Below are 16,032 nucleotides of genomic sequence, written 5' to 3' on the forward strand. Positions count from 1 at the left end.
CGGTCGCCAGACCGGCTCGACGAAAGGACCAAGTCGCGCCGATCTGCCGCTGATGGTGAAGACCGAGGAGCGCGCCCCGCCCGCCTCCAAGTGCTTCACGCGACAAGCGGTGCCCTCAGAGCTCACGTCCGGGTTCGACCCAGCAGTACGCCGTGCCTCCGGACCCGGCCAGCCACCGGCCGATGCTGGTCGTTGCGCGGTCGTTGACCTGACCGTCATGGATGCCGGTCGCACGCTCTGGACCGACGGCCCGGACGAAGTCCACGGCCTCCACGGTCTTGAGCCACGATGCCTGCAGCGGTACCAGCAGGGTGTGCACCGCCTCGCTGGGGTGGTCCAGCGCGTCTCCGGGGTGGTAGACCGGGCCCGACGCCGTCTCGATGACATAACCGAGGTTGGCGCATGTCTCCTGGTCCGGCAGTACTGCAGCGTGCCGACCGCCCACGGCCCGCACCGTGAAGCCGGCCACCTTCACCTCGTCACCGGGGCTGATCGGGGTGTAGGGCACACCATGCAGGTCTGCTCCTTCCGGCGCCCAGACCGGAAGCTCGGAACCAATGATGCGAAGCATGTCGGCATGGTCGCTGTGCTCGTGAGTGATGAGCACAGCATCGGCGCCCAGCAACGCCTGCGGCTCGCTCCAGACGCCTGGGTCGACTACCACCACGCCGAACCCGTCGTCGATGGTCACGCACGAATGCGTCCAGCGAGTCAGTGCCATGTCGTCACGCTAGGCCAATGAGACTACGACCGCTCCGAGTCTCAACATGATTGGTATTGCCGCGAGCACCCGCCGTCCTGGCTACGACGGTCGCGTCACCCTGGCGACGAAAGACTCGAGGTTGCCGACCAGCCGATCGATCCGCTGGTCCAGGGTGAGCGTCTCGCGCATGCCCGGCGTACCCGTCTGCAGCTTGCCGCGCACGTAGAGCGAGCAGGAGAGGTCGGCGCAGATGTCGGTGCCGACCGAATGGCCCTGCTTGCCGGCCTTGCCCGCCCGGGGCGCCACCATGAGCGCGACCCCGCCGGAGCGCACGGTCAGGCAAACAGAGCACATGCTGGGCCTCGAGAAGCCGACGCTCGACGCGGGCGCGCGGAGCGCAACACCGACGAAGCGGTCGCCGATCGGGGCGACGAGGTAGCCCCGCGCGGGCGACTGCGGATCTCGCCAGCCGAGGTAGTCGAGGTCGTCCCACGGGCGCTGGGCGAGATCGCGCGGCACGTTCAGGCGCTGCGCCTCCCCTTTGGTCAGGTTCACGAAGGCAGCACGGATCTGGGGCTCGGTGAGGGGATTCACGTCGGCCGATGCTAGGTTTCCTATGCTCTTTAGGCAAATTCCTATGTTACGGAGGATGGGTTGCCACGCGCCGGACTGACCACAGAACGAGTCGTACGCGCCGCCGCCGATCTGGCCGACGAGAAGGGCTTCGTCGCGGTGACGGCCTCGGCCGTCGCCCGGCTCTTCGATGTGAGGGCCGCGAGCCTGTACACGCACGTCGCGGGCACCGACGACCTGCGCACCCGGGTGGCCCTCCTCGCCCTCGAGGAGCTCGCCGACCTGGCGGCCGCCGCGGTCGCGGGAAGAGCGCGCGCCGACGCGCTGGTCGCCTTCGCGAACGTCTACCGCGACTATGCCCGCACCCATCCGGGACGGTACGACGCCACGCGGCTGCGGCTGGACGCAACAACCGCCGCGGCGAGCGCCGGCGGTCGCCACGCCGCACTCACCCGCGCGATCCTGCGCGGCTACGGCCTCGCCGGCGATGACGAGACGCACGCCGTCCGGTTGGTCGGCAGCGTGCTGCACGGCTACGCCAGCCTGGAGCTGGCCGGCAGCTTCGACCACAGCGATCCACCCGGCGACACGACGTGGCCGCGGATCCTCGACGGACTCGACCGCATGCTGCGCACCTGGACAGACACCGATCGATCCTGACGCAGTTCGGTCGGGCGGTCCTCGCCGTGGAACCTCCTACGGTCTCGGTGAGAGCGCGCTGCCAGATGCGGCAGATGAACAGGCAGGTTGACATCTCGCGCTGTGCTGCTGAGCGTGGACTTCGATCACAAGTGCCCGATGTGCCTGTTCATCTGCACAGCACGACAACGCCGCGGAGAGCAAAGGAGCAGAGTCCTTCACCCCTGGGCCGGGAAGTGGGTCGTGACGGATGCCGAGGTGAACATCATCGAGCGCTTCGCGGACTTCGACGGAAAGTGACGCTTCTCCGGTACGTCCGGTCATGACACCGTGAGGGCGCGCTGCGGAGTCGGCCCGGGTTTAGCGGCGCGAGAGGAACCGAACTGCCACGCCGGCGGCGACGAGCACCAACAGGATGAGAATGAGTTCCGGTACTCCGATGCCGAACATGACCAGAGGCTAGCCCACACCGACCGGCGCCGTCGTCGTGCCACAACGCATCGCTGCCTTGCGGTGTTCCGACTGCAGAACGTCCGGCTCGCAGAAGCCATCGTCATCGACATGCACGTGTGAGCTGGGCACCAGTGGCAGGGTGCTGTCCCATGATTGACGACGCTGCGAAGGCCAACCTGTACAACTACCTGAAGCACGAGCGCGAGGCGGTTCTTGCCAAGCTCGACGGGCTGTCCGAGTACGACGTGCGTCGCCCGATGACCGTCACCGGGACCAACCTTCTGGGTCTCATCAAGCACCTGGCGACATGGGAGGCCAGGTACCTCGGCGAGGTCTTCGAGCGTCCCTTTCCTGAGCCCCTGCCTCGGTGGGACGTCGAAGCCGAGCGACTCGCCGACATGTGGGCGACCGAGTGGGAGTCCCGCGCCGACATCATCGACCGCTACCGACGGGTGTGGGAGCACAGCGACGCGACGGTGGACGCACTCACCCTGGATGCCACGGGCCGCGTGGCCTGGTGGCAGAACGCCGAGGTGCCCCTCTTCAACATCCTCGTCCACCTGCTTGCCGAGACCAGTCGGCACGCCGGCCACGCCGACATCCTGCGCGAAGCAGTCGACGGAGCCGTAGGAACCGACGCGGAGGACATGGCCGGCGAGCGGCACGACCCAGCCTTCTGGGCGGAACGGTGCGAAGAGATTGAGGCGTCCGCCAGGTCAGCCAGCTGATAGTTTCATGGTGCCGACCTGGGAGAGGGTCGCAGCTGTCCCCCCCAGGAACACCCGGTTGCCGAATCGTGGAGACCGGGGAAGCATGCGGTCGCATGACTGCCGACAAGGCGTTCGACCTGGGTCCTGTGCCGACCCGCATGCCGGTCACCGAGGAGCTGGCGCGGAGTCTGGTGTCTGCGCAGTTTCCGCAGTGGGCTGATCTTCCGGTCGAACCGGTAGCCAATGGTGGCTGGGACAACTGGACGTTCCACCTTGGCACCGCAATGGTGGTGCGCCTGCCCAGCGCCGCGGAGTACGCCCAGGCGGTCGAGAAGGAGCACCGCTGGCTGCCGGCGCTGGCTCCCCAGCTGCCGCTTCCCATCCCGATCCCGCTGGCGAAAGGCAAGCCGAGTGGCGAGTTCCCCCACGCGTGGTCGGTCTACGAGTGGCTGGACGGCGTCACCGCGACCGGGGACCGCATCGCCGATCAGGTCCAGTTCGGCCGCGACCTGGCCGACTTCCTGGCCGCCCTGCGAAGCATCGAGGCCGGGGAGGGTCCTCAGCCAGGAACTCACAACTGGTTCCGGGGCGGCACCCTGCGCACCTACGACAAGGACACCCGGCGCGCGCTGGAGGAACTGGCCGACGTCGTCGATGTCGAGCTGGCTCGCGAGATCTGGACGAACGCACTCAACGCATCCTGGAACGGCGTGGACCGCTGGTTCCACGGAGACCTCGCCGAGGGAAACCTCTTGCTCGACGACGTTCGGTTGGCCGCAGTCATTGACTTCGGGACGTGCGGCGTCGGCGACCCGGCTTGCGATCTGGCCGCCGCGTGGACATTGCTCACCGCCGAGGTCCGGCAGACGTTCCGGGATCGGCTGTCGCTGGACGACGACTCCTGGGCACGCGGGCGGGGCTGGGCCCTGTGGAAGACACTCGCCACCTGTTCACACGCCTACCAGGACCCCGAGCACATGGAGGTGTACGCGAGGACGATGCGCATCCTTCACGAGATCTTCGAGGAGTACACGGCAAGCCGACATGCGTGCGTCGGGGTCGCGCCCGCACCGTCCGTGGCACGCTGACCTGTATGGACGCGGCACAGCTGGTCATCAGGGCTGCCGAAGCGCGAGCATCGGCTCTCGCCGAGGGCGATGCCGAGAGACTGTTGGAGCTCCTGCACGAAGACTTCAGGTGGACGACACACGTGGGTGAGACCTACAGCCGTCGGGAGTACATACGTCGTAACACCGAGGGGCACACGCGTTGGCAGTCGCAAGAGCTGCGCAGCCCCGAGGTTGTCATCGTTGGGGAGACCGCCGTTCTCAACGCGGAGGTGATTGACGTGGTGCTGTCGGGGGACGAGGGCTCCAAGACGTTCCGCATGCCGATGACGCAGGTGTGGGTCTGTCTGGGCGGTGACTGGAAGTGCCTCGCAGGTCACGCAGGTCCGCGCCTGATCTGACGGTCACAGATCGCCGATCACGAGTTCGATCTCCCCGCGTGCCCTTGCCTTGTGGAATCGAGGGGACGGCTGCCAAAACCACCACCCGACCGGCACGATCCGTGTGACGATTCGTCCCGAGCGACCCGCGGCCGTGCATCCCGCGAGGCTGGTTGAAGACGCTGGGGGGGGCCGTGAGCAGCACCGACACTCTGAACCGCGGACCGGACTTCCCGACCAGCGCCCCGCGGCCCCGGTAGTTGAGTCCCCGATAGTGGTGTAGCGCGGTCGCCAGGATCGTCACCGGCGTGTACGGCAGACGAAGACGCGGCCACCGCGTGATCCTTCGAGTGAACCTCTCACAGCACTCTCGAATGGAGTCATCACGATGACCGCACCACACATTGTCGACCCTGCGCGCCTGCTCGGCGAAGCCCTTGCCGAGGCGAGTCCGGATCTGATGCGCGGGTTGTTGCAGACGATCATCAACGCCCTGCTGTCCGCGGACGCCGATGCCGTGGTCGGGGCCGAGTACGGGCGTCCCTCTCCGGGTCGGGTCGCGCAGCGCAACGGCTATAGGCATCGGGACCTGGACACCCGGGTCGGCACGATCGAGGTCGCGGTGCCGAAGCTGCGCAGGGGCACCTACTTTCCCGAGTGGCTGCTCGAGCGCCGCAAGCGTGCCGAGGCCGCGCTGATCACCGTGGTCGCGGACTGCTACCTCGCCGGCGTGTCCACCCGGCGGATGGACAAGCTGGTCAAGACCCTCGGCATCGACTCGCTGTCGAAGTCGCAGGTCTCGCGGATGGCCGCCGAGCTCGACGAGCACGTCGAGCAGTTCCGCCACCGGCCCCTCGACACCGCCGGACCGTTCACGTTCGTCGCTGCCGACGCGCTGACGATGAAGGTCCGCGAAGGCGGACGCGTGATCAACGCCGTGGTGCTCTTGGCGACCGGGGTCAACGGCGACGGGCACCGCGAGGTCCTCGGCATGCGGGTCGCGACCAGCGAGACCGGTGCAGCATGGAACGAGTTCTTCGCCGACCTGGTCGCCCGCGGCCTGGCCGGGGTCCGCCTGGTCACCAGCGACGCCCACGCCGGGCTCGTCGACGCCGTCGCGGCGAACCTGCCCGGCGCCGCCTGGCAACGCTGCCGGACCCACTACTCAGCGAACCTCATGAGCGTGACACCGAAGAGCATGTGGCCAGCGGTCAAGGCGATGCTGCACAGCGTCTACGACCAGCCCGACCGACCCGCGGTGCACGCCCAGTTCGACCGGCTGCTCGACTACGTCGACGGCAAACTGCCCGAGGTCCACAACCACCTCGACACCGCCCGCGCCGACATCCTGGCCTTCACCGAGTTCCCCAAAGACGTCTGGACCCAGATCTGGTCCAACAACCCCGCCGAACGACTCAACCGCGAGATCCGCCGCCGCACCGACGCCGTCGGCATCTTCCCCACCCGCGAAGCCATCGTCCGGCTCGTCGGCGCCGTCCTGGCCGAGCAGACCGACGAATGGGCCGAAGGACGCCGCTACCTCGGACTCGAAGTCCTCGCCCGCTGCCGCGTCACCATCGTCCCCGACAACGACACCGAGATCGGAGCTGATCAACTGCCCGCACTCACCGCCTGACCCGACAGAAGGAACGCAGCGCTACACCACTACCTGGGACTTGACCGCCCCGGTGGCGACGGCCGTCGCGGTTGCTTGCGGCGCTGCTGGTGCTCGCCGTCCTTGCCGGCCCGGTCGCCGGGCTCTGGTGGTGGCGGCACCCGACCGTGTATCAGTCAGCGGCGCAAGCGTGGAGTGTCGGCGGTGGTGAGACCTTTCCGGTCGACGGCGAGCCGATGAGCATCGGCATGACCTGGTTCCGCGATCCCCGCCCCGGCGAGTCGGTGACCCTGCACGCCGCCGCCCCGCACGTGCTGGTCAACACCGCCGAGGCGACCGTCACCTTCTCGGTCTGCCAGGTCGCCGGCCGCAGCAGCATCAGCTCCGTCCGCGGTGACCTCCGCCGGCGGTGCTCGAAGCTCCTACCGATCAAGGACACCCGTCTGGCGTTGACCTATCAGCACCCTCGCCGCCAAATGCTGATGACGATCACCCCCACCCGTCCGGGCGTCGTCAAGATCCAGGGCATGGACCTCACCTACTCCTACCGACACCAGAGCGGAACCCAGCGCGTCGGTGAGTACGCCTGGTTCCGCTACCGGTGACCTCTTCGGACTGAGTGTCCGGGGGAGCGCGCGGTGTTGGCGGCTCGGCCGCTGGTTGGCAGTCACGGACCTGCCACGCGATTGCGTCCTTCGTCCCGGACCGCGAAGCAAGGCATCGGACCCGTCGCCGCCGACGAGGAACGACCCAACCGGCCGGCTCGAGAACCGGCGCGGTCGTCAGCGCTTGCTGGCGTTCGAGGGCTCTACGCGTCGGCCGAGCCTGCCGGCGTAGCCGTCGAACGCTGCCCGGACCCCGAGCCTCAGGTGGGCGGCGGCGTACCGCGGATGCCGGGGCAGATTGATGATCGGTTTGACCAACACACGTCGCAGGACGACCCGTGCGGCGCCCAGCGCCGAACGTCGGCGGAGGATCCAGATCAGGTTGCGGGTGGCGTAGTAGTCGCGCCAGCCGGGCGCACCCAGCTCCCTGGCCGGCGCCTGTGTGAGCCCCAGCCGACCCCGGACGCGACGCTCCTCGAGCCACAACTGCCCGCTCACGAACAGGGGGTAGCCCGCCGAGGCGAGGCGTAGGCCGAACTCGAGATCGTCAAAGCCGAAGAACAGCGGTGCCGACGGCCCTCCCGCGGACCGCACGGCGCCGACGCGGTAGCAGGGGAACTGTCCCCCGCCGATGTAGGACACCTGCACAGGGCCCTCGAGCTCCGGGTCGGGAAGACGCGTCCCCAGGCCGCGACGGGTGTCGAAGCGACCGCCTACCAGACCCACACCCCCCACGCCGCCAGGCCCCCCGCTGTGGTGGTCGAGCATTTCGTCGGCGAACGTCGTGACATCGGCGAAGACGTGGTCGGTGCGGGGTGGGTCGTCGTCGTCGAGGAACATCACCCAGTCCTCGTCGGCGGCTGCGTCGAGCACCGATTCCACCCCCAGCGCGAGGCCGCCTGCCGGACCGAGGTTGTCGGGGGCGGCGAGGTAGCGGACCTCGCCCGCGACGTGCGGGTGCTGGCTCACCAGCCGCTCGGTCTCCACCTCGGCGGCGTTGTCGACGACCAGGAGGGTGTCGAGAGGCCGGGTCTGGCTGCCGATCCGTTGCAGCGAGTCGGCCAGGTCGAGGGGGCGGCGGAACGTGACCAGCACTCCGTGCACGCGGCTATGGCTCCCCAACGTGACCCCCTCCGAGTGCGCAATGGCCCGAAGCCCCTGTGGGTCCATCATGGCCGAGACGGGCGGCCTGTACCCCGGAATCCAGACAGCCGGGATGGGGCTCAGCGCAGGTGCCGCGCCGCCCGGACCGTCTCCGGCACGGTCCCCGTCCAGTCGACCGGGGTCCACGGCTCGGAGGGCACCCACTCGCTGCCGCACCCGGCACAGGCGAACAGCGGCTCGTCATCGAGGTGGCTGCCGGTGGCGGACCAGCTGCACTCCGAGCGGCAACCGGAGATCTGGAGGGGGCGCACTGACCGCACGTTACCGCCCCGGACCCCGGCCATTGACCGTCCCAAATGTGCGTGGGACTCTAGGAGTCGAACACCACCACACTTCCTGGCTGCGACCCAGCCGGCTCCCGAGTGTGTCCGGTGTGCCTTCTTCACCTCCAACGAAGGACTCTCCCTATGGCCAAGGCGCTCCTCGGCACCACCATGAGCAGCACTGACCCCCGTCTCCTTGCCTCACTCGTCGCTGAGAACCGACGCCTGCGACAGCGCGTCACCGACCTCGAGGCCCACGTCCTGCGACTGCAGGCGGAGAACGACACCCTGGAAGCGGCGTTCCAGGACGAGCCGCTGCTCACCCTCGAGCACGCCTGAGCCTCGCCGCCCCGCCGTCTCGCGCCCGCGACGCTGAGCCGGACCGCGACGACGGCGTCCGCTCGAGAAGACTCGTGACACCCCCTCGACCCACCTGATTCCCAGGAAGTCGCGTCGAGGCGACCTCTACGAGGTCGGGGCGGTCGTCCCCCCGGCCGATGTCCCGTCGGCCGGAACAGCGGTGCACTCCGCGGTCGGGCTCTGCGTCCCGCTCGGCGGGTCCGTCGGCGAAGGACAGGGGTCCGCGGGCGAGGTGCTCGGCGACGGGCTGGGTGACGGGCTGGGCGAGGGACTCGGGCTGGGTTTCGGGCTGGGCGAGGGACTCGGGCTGGGTTTCGGGCTGGGCGACGGACTCGGGCTGGGCGACGGGCTCGGCTTGGGGTTGGGACTGGGAAGCGGGCTCCCCGGGGACGGCGCCGGGCTCGGAGCGGCCGGTGTGCCGCTGCTGCCCGGGGCTGCGGGTGAAGGCGTCGCAGATCCTGCAGCGGGGGCCGGTCCGACGGCGGCAGCGGGACCCGGGCCTGCCGCCGTGCCACGCCTGGTTCCCCCGGGTCGGCCCGGACGGGTGGTGCGCAGGTCCACGGATCCGGCCCTCGCGGGCCGGGCCGCCGCCGGAACGACCAGCGTCCCCGACGGCGGGGCGACGTTCAGCAGCGCCGACATCGGCACGCCGGAGCCGACGGGCAGGGCGCCGAGGTCGAAGCGGGCCTTCCACTGCAGCACCAGCGCCAGGTACGCCCTGGAGTGGTTGTAGGCCAGGATCGCCGACCGGAGACCGGACGTGGTGGCGAGGTCCAGGCCCCCCGAGCAGAGGTACGCCGCGGCCGAGGCGGCTGCGTCCTCGACGTCCTGGGGGTCGGCCACCCCGTCACCGTCACCGTCGCGCCCGAAGACCCTCCAGGTGGACGGGATGATCTGCATCGGACCGACCGCGCGGTCCCAGGTGCGGTTGCCGTCCCAGCGGCCGTGGTCGGTGTCCGGCACCGCCGCGAACCCGTTGCCGTCGAGGACCGAGCCCAGCACCAGCGTCCGGTGCCCGCGGTCCAGCGGGCGCCCGAGGAGCGAGCCCGACTCCACCTGGCCGATGGCGGCGAGGAGGCTGGCCTCGAGGTGACAGGACTCCGGTGCAGCCGCGGCCGCCCGTGAGTAGGCGCGGGAGAGGATCTCGGGAACGCCCGCCTGGCGCCACTGCACGGTCGAGGCGCCGGCATCAGTGCCGGGGTAGGGCGCGATCACGACGGGGTCCGGCCACGCCGGTGCGCCGGGTGTCCCGGCCGACCCGTCGTCGGGCACCACCGTCACCGAGGCGGGACCCGCGTCGCGCGGATCTGCCGCGGTGGCGGTGGGGGCGCTCGGCACCGTGGTGGTCGTCACCGTCGTGGCACGCTCCGGCGGCACCGGCACGAGCTGGGGCATTCCCGGCGCAGTGGTCCCCGCAAGGACGAGCAGCACGGCCACGAAGCTCGGACCGGTCACCCCCTGCAGACGGCTTCCGCTGCCCCCGTCCGTGACCCGGCCGCGACGCACCCGGGAGAACCACCGTCCTGCGCTGCCCCGGCCGCTACCGCGGCGGGGGGTCCCCATCCCATCCCCCATGCGCTGAAGCATGCCATCGGCTGCAAGGGCAGGGGGAGGCGAAGTTCGCAACGTCCGGGTACGGCGGCAATGCGCGAGGCGCCCGATCCGGGAGCATGCCCCGCGGGGAAGCCTCCGAGATGCGCGGAACCACCTGTCCGGACCGGTAGGGTCGGACCCGCTGGTCTTCCCCACGGCAGCAGCGCAGACCCCTCGGGCGCCATGCCCGGCGTGGCTGCGAGAATCCGTCGTCAGCTCAGGTGGTCCGACACCGGTCCGCCGGCGAACCGTGAGGAGTCCTCGTTGTACCTCAAGAGCCTGACGCTCCGGGGATTCAAGTCCTTCGCGTCCGCGACCACCTTGCAGCTCGAGCCAGGCATCACCTGCATCGTGGGGCCCAACGGCTCCGGCAAGTCCAACGTCGTCGACGCCCTCGCCTGGGTGATGGGCGAGCAGGGCGCCAAGTCCCTGCGCGGCGGCAAGATGGAGGACGTCATCTTCGCCGGCACCTCCGGCCGGCCGCCGTTGGGCCGCGCCGAGGTGGCGCTGACCATCGACAACTCCGACGGCGCGCTGCCGATCGAGTACTCCGAGGTCACCATCAGCCGGACGATGTTCCGCAACGGCGGCTCGGAGTACGCCATCAACGGCCAGTCCTGCCGCCTCCTCGACGTCCAGGAGCTGCTCTCCGACTCCGGCATCGGCCGGGAGATGCACGTCATCGTCGGCCAGGGCCAGCTCGACTCGATCCTGCGTGCGACGCCGGAGGAGCGACGCGGCTTCATCGAGGAGGCCGCCGGGGTCCTCAAGCACCGCAAGCGCAAGGAGAAGGCGCTGCGCAAGCTGGACTCCACCGAGGGCAACCTGACCCGGCTCAGCGACCTGCTCAGCGAGATCCGCCGTCAGCTGAAGCCGCTCGGCCGTCAGGCAGAGGTGGCGCGCCGGGCCGCGGTCGTGCAGGCCGACGTCCGTGACGCCCGGGCCCGGTTGCTCGCCGACGACCTCGTCGCAGCGCGCACGTCGCTCGAGCAGGAGCTCGCCGACGAGAGCGTGCTGGTACGCCGACGCGCCGAGGTCGAGGGAGCGCTCGAGCGCACCCGGGAGGCCGAGGCGGCCCTCGAGGCAGCGCTGCGCGAGGACCTCCCCGCACTGGCGGCCGCCCAGGAGACCTGGTTCGGCCTGTCCGGGCTGCGGGAGCGTCTCAAGGGCACCGCGGGGCTCGCCGCGGAGCGGGCCCGCAACGCCGCGGAGAGCACCCAGGAGCCGGCCGCCGGCGGTCGCGACCCCGAGCAGCTGGTCGCCGAGGCCGAGCGGGTCCGCGGCCAGGAGCAGGAGATCGCCGCCGAGGTCGAGCGGCACCGCGCCGCGCTCGACGCCGCCCTGGCCGCGCGCCAGGCCGCCGAGGAGGCGCACACGGCGGAGGACCGCCGGATCGCCGGGTTGCTGCGCGCCGCTGCCGACCGGCGGGAGGGACTCGCCCGGCTGCACGGCCAGGTCAACGCCCTCAAGAGCCGTGCCGCCGCGGCCGACGACGAGGTCGGCCGGCTCGGCGCCGCCCGGCAGGAGGCCGTGGCGCGGGCCGAGCGCGCGCAGCGCGACTTCACCGCGCTCGAGACGCGGGTCGCCGGCCTGGACGCCGGGGAGGAGGGGCTGGACGCGGAGCACGAGGGCGCCAGCTCCACGCTCGCCGACATCGAGGAGCGGCTGGCCAAGACCCGTGAGGAGACCCAGGCCGCCGAGCGGGAGCGCAGCGCGCTGGGAGCCCGCAAGGAGGCGCTCGAGCTCGGCCTCAACCGCAAGGACGGCGCGGGCGCGCTGCTCGCGACCACCGGCACCGTGTCCGGGCTGCTCGGCTCGGTCGCGGCCCTGGTCAGCGTCCGGAGCGGTTTCGAGACGGCGGTCGCCGCAGCGCTCGGGTCGGCCGCCGACGCGGTCGCGGTCGAGCACGTCGATGCGGCGATGGGCGCCCTGGAGCACCTCAAGTCCGAGGACCTCGGTCGCGCCGGCCTGCTGCTCGGCGGGCTCGACGGCGAGGACGGAAGCGCCGCAGACCCGGCCGGCTGGCCGGGCCTGGACGGCACCGGCAGCTACGCCGTGGACGTCGTCGACTGCCCCGAGACGCTGCACCCGGCGCTGCACCGCCTGCTGTTCAAGGTGGCGGTCGTCGAGGACCTCGAAGCGGCCCGCGACCTGGTGCACCGGCTTCCCGACCTGACCGCGGTCACCCGGGAGGGAGACCTGGTCGGCACCCACTTCGTCTCCGGAGGCTCCTCGGCGCAACCCAGCCTCCTGGAGGTGCAGGCCGCCGTGGACGAGGCGACCGAGCAGCTCCAGGCCTCGAGCCACGCCTGCGAGCGGCTCGGCTTCGACCTGGCCCGGCTCGAGGAGGAGCGGGCGCAGGCCCAGCACCGGGTCGACGTGGCCCTCGCCCGACTGCACGAGTCCGATGCGACGCTGGCAGCCGTCGCCGAGGAGCTCGGCCAGCTCGGCTCGCTGGCCAGGTCCGCCAAGGGCGAGGCGGACCGGCTGCAGGGGGCGATCGCCGCTGCCGAGGCCGCCCGCGACCAGAACCTCGCCGGTCTCGCCGAGCTCGAGCAGCGGCTGCTCAGCGCCGAGGAGGCACCCGACGAGGAGCCCGACACCGAGGAGCTCGGCCGGCTCGCCGACGCGGCCAGGACCTGCCGGGCCCAGGAGATGGATGCCCGCCTGGCGCTGCGGACCGCCGAGGAGCGCGCCCGGGCGCTGGCCGGGCGGGCCGACAGCCTGATGCGGTCGGCGCAGGCCGAGCGTGAGGCCCGTGCCCGGGCGGCTGCCCGTCGCGAGCGGCTCCGGCGGGAGGGTCGTGCCGCCGAGGCGGTCACGCGGGGCGTCACCGTGGTGCTGCAGCGGCTCGAGGTCTCGATCGCGGCTGCCGCCCAGCAGCGCACCGACGTCGAGGAGTCCCGCCGTGGCCGCGAGCAGGAGCTGATGGCGGTCCGCGCCCGGCTGCGCGACCTCGGCAAGGAGCACGACGAGCTGGTCACCACCGTCCACCGTGACGAGATGGCCCGCGCCCAGCAACGGATGCGCATCGAGCAGCTCGAGGAGCGGGCGCTCGAGGAGCTCGGTCTCGACCCCGAAGCCCTGGTCGGCGACTACGGCCCCGACCAGCTGGTGCCGCCGGTGCTCGGCCCGGACCACGAGGGGGAGGCCCCCGAGCCGGTGCCGTTCGTGCGCGAGGAGCAGCAGAAGCGGCTCCGCGCGGCCGAGCGGGCCCTGGCCACCCTCGGCCGGGTGAACCCACTGGCGCTGGAGGAGTTCACCGCGCTGGAGGAGCGGCACAAGTTCCTCACCGAGCAGCTCGAGGACCTCCGCAAGACCCGCAAGGACCTGCTCGACATCGTCCGCGAGGTCGACGACCGCGTCCAGCAGGTCTTCACCGAGGCGTGGGAGGACGTGCGCGCCGCGTTCGACTCGGTGTTCTCGCGGCTGTTCCCGGGGGGAGAGGGCAGGCTGGTGCTGACCGACCCCTCGGACATGCTCACCACCGGCATCGAGGTCGAGGCCCGGCCGCCGGGCAAGAAGGTCAAGCGGCTCTCCCTGCTCTCCGGCGGAGAAAGGTCGCTGGTGGCGGTCGCCTTCCTGGTCGCGCTGTTCAAGGCCCGGCCGTCGCCCTTCTACATCCTCGACGAGGTGGAGGCAGCCCTCGACGACACCAACCTCGGCCGGCTCCTGGAGATCTACGAAGAGCTGCGCGAGAACAGCCAGCTGCTCGTGATCACCCACCAGAAGCGGACGATGGAGGTCGGCGACGCGCTCTACGGCGTCACCATGCGCGGCGACGGGGTCTCGGCGGTGATCTCCCAGCGGCTGCGCGAGACGGCGGGGTCGTCGCCGGCATGAGCACCCCCCGGGCGCCCCGGCCGACGCGGGGAGACTTCGCCGCCTGGCGTCTGGCCACCACCCGGTGGGCCGACGATGACATCTACGGGCACATGAACAACGCGACGTACTTCGAGCTGATCGACACCGCCGTGAACGCGCACCTGCTCGAGGCCACCGGCACCGATATCCGCGTCCAGCGCGCGATCGGGGTGGTCGCAGAGGTCTCCTGCCGCTACTTCCGTGAGATCGGCTTCCCCGACCCGGTCGACGTCGGACTGGCCGTGGAGCGGCTCGGCACCTCGTCGGTGACCTATCGGATCGGCATCTTCCAGGGACCCGGCGAGGAGGCGGCCGCCGAGGGCCGCTTCGTGCACGTGTACGTCGACAACGCCGGCGGGCCGGGGGAGCGGCCGGTGTGCCCGGTGCCCGCGGAGATCCGCGCCGCTGTCGAGCCGCTCGTCCGCGGCTGACCGGCGGAGGGCCACGGCCGGAACCGGCGCCGGGGGAGAGGTCCAGGGACGAACGGCCTGAGGCCCGTTCACCACGGGCTGTCATGATGGGTCGGTCCGCGTCACCTCTCGGAAGGTCAGTCCCGTTGCTCAGCATCCTGTTCGCCATGCTCGTGATCCTCGCGCTCGCCGGGACGGTCGTGGTCTACGTCGCCTTCCCGCACCGCGGTGAGCAGGTGCCCCACGCCCCGGGTCTCGCGGAGGCGATGCGCCGCGGGGTGAACGCGCTGCCGACGCTGGACAACCAGCGCGAGCGTGAGCACCAGCACCACTGACGCCAGGCGGTCGTCAGGACCGCCCCTCCCGTCCCTCGCACCGCGGTGCGGACCGGCCGTCTCGACGTCGGTCCCGCGCCCGGTCGCGCTCTGTCCCGGCGCCCTCCGGGCCCCCCTTCTCGTCTGATTGGATGCACCCGTGGAGTACCTCTGGCTGATCGTCGCCGTCGCTGTCGTCCTGATCGGAGCCCTCGCCGGCCTGGTCACCACCCGGACCCGGCGCCGGCCCCCGGTGGGCGGCGCCTCCACCGACCTGCTTGCCCCGCCGGAGCCGCGGGTCGGGGAGGACGCCGAGACCCCGCGCGACACCGCGACCCGGACCATCGAGGACGCCGCCCTTCCCACGATCGAGCGGCCGGAGTCGACCGCCAGCCGGCTGGTGCGGCTGCGGGAGCGGCTCTCGCGCTCGCAAGGTCCGCTGGGTCGCGGTCTGCTCGCGCTGCTCTCCCGTGACGTCATCGACGAGGACACCTGGGAGGAGATCGAGGACACCCTGCTCACCGCGGATGTCGGCGTCGCGCCGACCCAGGAGCTGGTCGCCCGGCTGCGCACCCGCGTGAAGGTGGAGGGCACCTCCGGCGTCTCGATCAAGGACATCCTGCGTCAGGAGCTGCTCACCCTGGTGGATCCGAGCATGGACCGCAGCCTGCACGTCGAGGGCGTCGACGGCGCGCCGGGGGTGGTGCTGATGGTCGGGGTCAACGGCACCGGCAAGACCACCACGGTCGGCAAGCTGGCCCGGGTGCTGGTGGCCCAGGACAAGACCGTGATCCTCGGTGCCGCGGACACCTTCCGCGCCGCCGCCGCGGAGCAGCTCGCCACCTGGGGGGAGCGGGTCGGCGTGCCGGCCGTGCGCGGTCCCGAGGGCGGCGACCCGGCCAGCGTGGCCTTCGAGGCGGTCCGGGAGGGCATCGCGACCGGGGTGGACGTGGTCCTGGTGGACACCGCCGGCCGGCTGCAGAACAAGGCCGGCCTGATGGACGAGCTGGGCAAGGTCAAGCGGGTCGTGGAGAAGCAGACCCCCGTCACCGAGGTGCTGCTGGTGCTCGACGCGACGACCGGCCAGAACGGGATGTCGCAGGCCCGCGTCTTCCGCGAGGTCGTCAACGTGACCGGCATCGTGCTGACCAAGCTGGACGGATCGGCCAAGGGCGGGATCGTGGTGGCCGTGCAGCGCGAGCTGGGCGTCCCGGTGAAGCTGGTCGGTCTCGGCGAGGGTGCCGACGACCTGGCCCCGTTCAGCCCGGACGACTTCGTCGACGCGCTGCTCGGCGAAGGGGCCTGACGCTGCGGGTCCC

The 16,032-nt window shown here is 71.1% G+C and carries 16 protein-coding genes; 11 read left to right on the forward strand and 5 right to left on the reverse strand.

Annotated features, from left to right (window positions below; genetic code table 11):
- Nucleotides 1-115: 115 nt before the first annotated feature.
- Both H9L09_RS16615 and H9L09_RS16620 read right to left on the reverse strand, forming a co-directional pair.
- Complete coding sequence (locus tag H9L09_RS16615) at nucleotides 116-721, reverse strand: MBL fold metallo-hydrolase (protein ID WP_187577952.1); 606 nt, start codon at nucleotides 719-721, stop codon at nucleotides 116-118.
- Nucleotides 722-802: 81 nt separating this feature from the next.
- Nucleotides 803-1,297 carry an FBP domain-containing protein gene (locus H9L09_RS16620; protein WP_187577953.1) on the reverse strand — a complete coding sequence of 165 codons (495 nt, stop codon included), beginning with the start codon at nucleotides 1,295-1,297 and terminating at the stop codon, nucleotides 803-805.
- A gap of 60 nt (nucleotides 1,298-1,357) precedes the next feature.
- On the opposite strand from H9L09_RS16620, the gene H9L09_RS16625 reads away from it, so the two are divergent.
- From H9L09_RS16625 to H9L09_RS16650, 6 genes are all read left to right on the forward strand, one after another.
- Entirely contained in the window at nucleotides 1,358-1,936 is a 579-nt protein-coding gene (locus tag H9L09_RS16625) for a TetR/AcrR family transcriptional regulator (protein WP_187577954.1), read from the forward strand.
- A 581-nt stretch (nucleotides 1,937-2,517) separates the two neighbouring features.
- A complete protein-coding gene (locus H9L09_RS16630; RefSeq protein ID WP_187577955.1) occupies nucleotides 2,518-3,096 on the forward strand; it encodes a DinB family protein in 579 nt (192 codons plus the stop codon).
- 95 nt (nucleotides 3,097-3,191) lie between these two features.
- The gene (locus H9L09_RS16635; RefSeq protein ID WP_187577956.1) at nucleotides 3,192-4,166 is read left to right on the forward strand and encodes an aminoglycoside phosphotransferase family protein; all 975 of its coding nucleotides are present in this window, start codon (nucleotides 3,192-3,194) and stop codon (nucleotides 4,164-4,166) included.
- A 5-nt stretch (nucleotides 4,167-4,171) separates the two neighbouring features.
- Nucleotides 4,172-4,546, forward strand: a complete 375-nt coding sequence (locus H9L09_RS16640) for a nuclear transport factor 2 family protein (RefSeq protein WP_187577957.1) — start codon at nucleotides 4,172-4,174, stop codon at nucleotides 4,544-4,546.
- 367 nt (nucleotides 4,547-4,913) lie between these two features.
- Nucleotides 4,914-6,161, forward strand: coding sequence for an IS256 family transposase (locus H9L09_RS16645; RefSeq protein ID WP_187577958.1), 1,248 nt, complete (start codon nucleotides 4,914-4,916; stop codon nucleotides 6,159-6,161).
- A gap of 227 nt (nucleotides 6,162-6,388) precedes the next feature.
- Nucleotides 6,389-6,745 carry a hypothetical protein gene (locus H9L09_RS16650; RefSeq protein WP_187577959.1) on the forward strand — a complete coding sequence of 119 codons (357 nt, stop codon included), beginning with the start codon at nucleotides 6,389-6,391 and terminating at the stop codon, nucleotides 6,743-6,745.
- A gap of 177 nt (nucleotides 6,746-6,922) precedes the next feature.
- Here H9L09_RS16650 and H9L09_RS16655 read toward each other — a convergent pair whose 3' ends face one another.
- Complete coding sequence (locus H9L09_RS16655; RefSeq protein ID WP_187577960.1) at nucleotides 6,923-7,849, reverse strand: glycosyltransferase; 927 nt, start codon at nucleotides 7,847-7,849, stop codon at nucleotides 6,923-6,925.
- Nucleotides 7,850-7,968: 119 nt separating this feature from the next.
- Nucleotides 7,969-8,160, reverse strand: a complete 192-nt coding sequence (locus H9L09_RS16660) for a hypothetical protein (protein WP_223164091.1) — start codon at nucleotides 8,158-8,160, stop codon at nucleotides 7,969-7,971.
- 156 nt (nucleotides 8,161-8,316) lie between these two features.
- Here H9L09_RS16660 and H9L09_RS16665 point away from each other — a divergent pair, with 156 nt between their 5' ends.
- On the forward strand, nucleotides 8,317-8,511 hold the full coding sequence (locus tag H9L09_RS16665; RefSeq protein ID WP_187577962.1) for a hypothetical protein: 195 nt from the start codon (nucleotides 8,317-8,319) through the stop codon (nucleotides 8,509-8,511).
- A 126-nt stretch (nucleotides 8,512-8,637) separates the two neighbouring features.
- Here H9L09_RS16665 and H9L09_RS22545 read toward each other — a convergent pair whose 3' ends face one another.
- Entirely contained in the window at nucleotides 8,638-9,927 is a 1,290-nt protein-coding gene (locus H9L09_RS22545) for a lytic transglycosylase domain-containing protein (protein WP_223164092.1), read from the reverse strand.
- Nucleotides 9,928-10,389: 462 nt separating this feature from the next.
- On the opposite strand from H9L09_RS22545, the gene smc reads away from it, so the two are divergent.
- From smc to ftsY, 4 genes are all read left to right on the forward strand, one after another.
- Entirely contained in the window at nucleotides 10,390-13,968 is a 3,579-nt protein-coding gene (gene smc / locus H9L09_RS16675) for a chromosome segregation protein SMC (RefSeq protein WP_187577963.1), read from the forward strand.
- Nucleotides 13,965-14,420, forward strand: coding sequence for an acyl-CoA thioesterase (locus H9L09_RS16680; protein WP_187577964.1), 456 nt, complete (start codon nucleotides 13,965-13,967; stop codon nucleotides 14,418-14,420). The genes smc and H9L09_RS16680 overlap by 4 nt, the downstream gene beginning before the upstream one ends.
- Before the next feature lie 125 nt (nucleotides 14,421-14,545).
- Nucleotides 14,546-14,734 carry a hypothetical protein gene (locus H9L09_RS16685; RefSeq protein WP_187577965.1) on the forward strand — a complete coding sequence of 63 codons (189 nt, stop codon included), beginning with the start codon at nucleotides 14,546-14,548 and terminating at the stop codon, nucleotides 14,732-14,734.
- 139 nt (nucleotides 14,735-14,873) lie between these two features.
- Nucleotides 14,874-16,019, forward strand: coding sequence for a signal recognition particle-docking protein FtsY (gene ftsY, locus H9L09_RS16690; protein ID WP_187577966.1), 1,146 nt, complete (start codon nucleotides 14,874-14,876; stop codon nucleotides 16,017-16,019).
- Nucleotides 16,020-16,032: the final 13 nt, after the last annotated feature.

Source organism: Nocardioides mesophilus (genome assembly GCF_014395785.1).
Lineage (GTDB): Bacteria > Actinomycetota > Actinomycetes > Propionibacteriales > Nocardioidaceae > Nocardioides_B > Nocardioides_B mesophilus.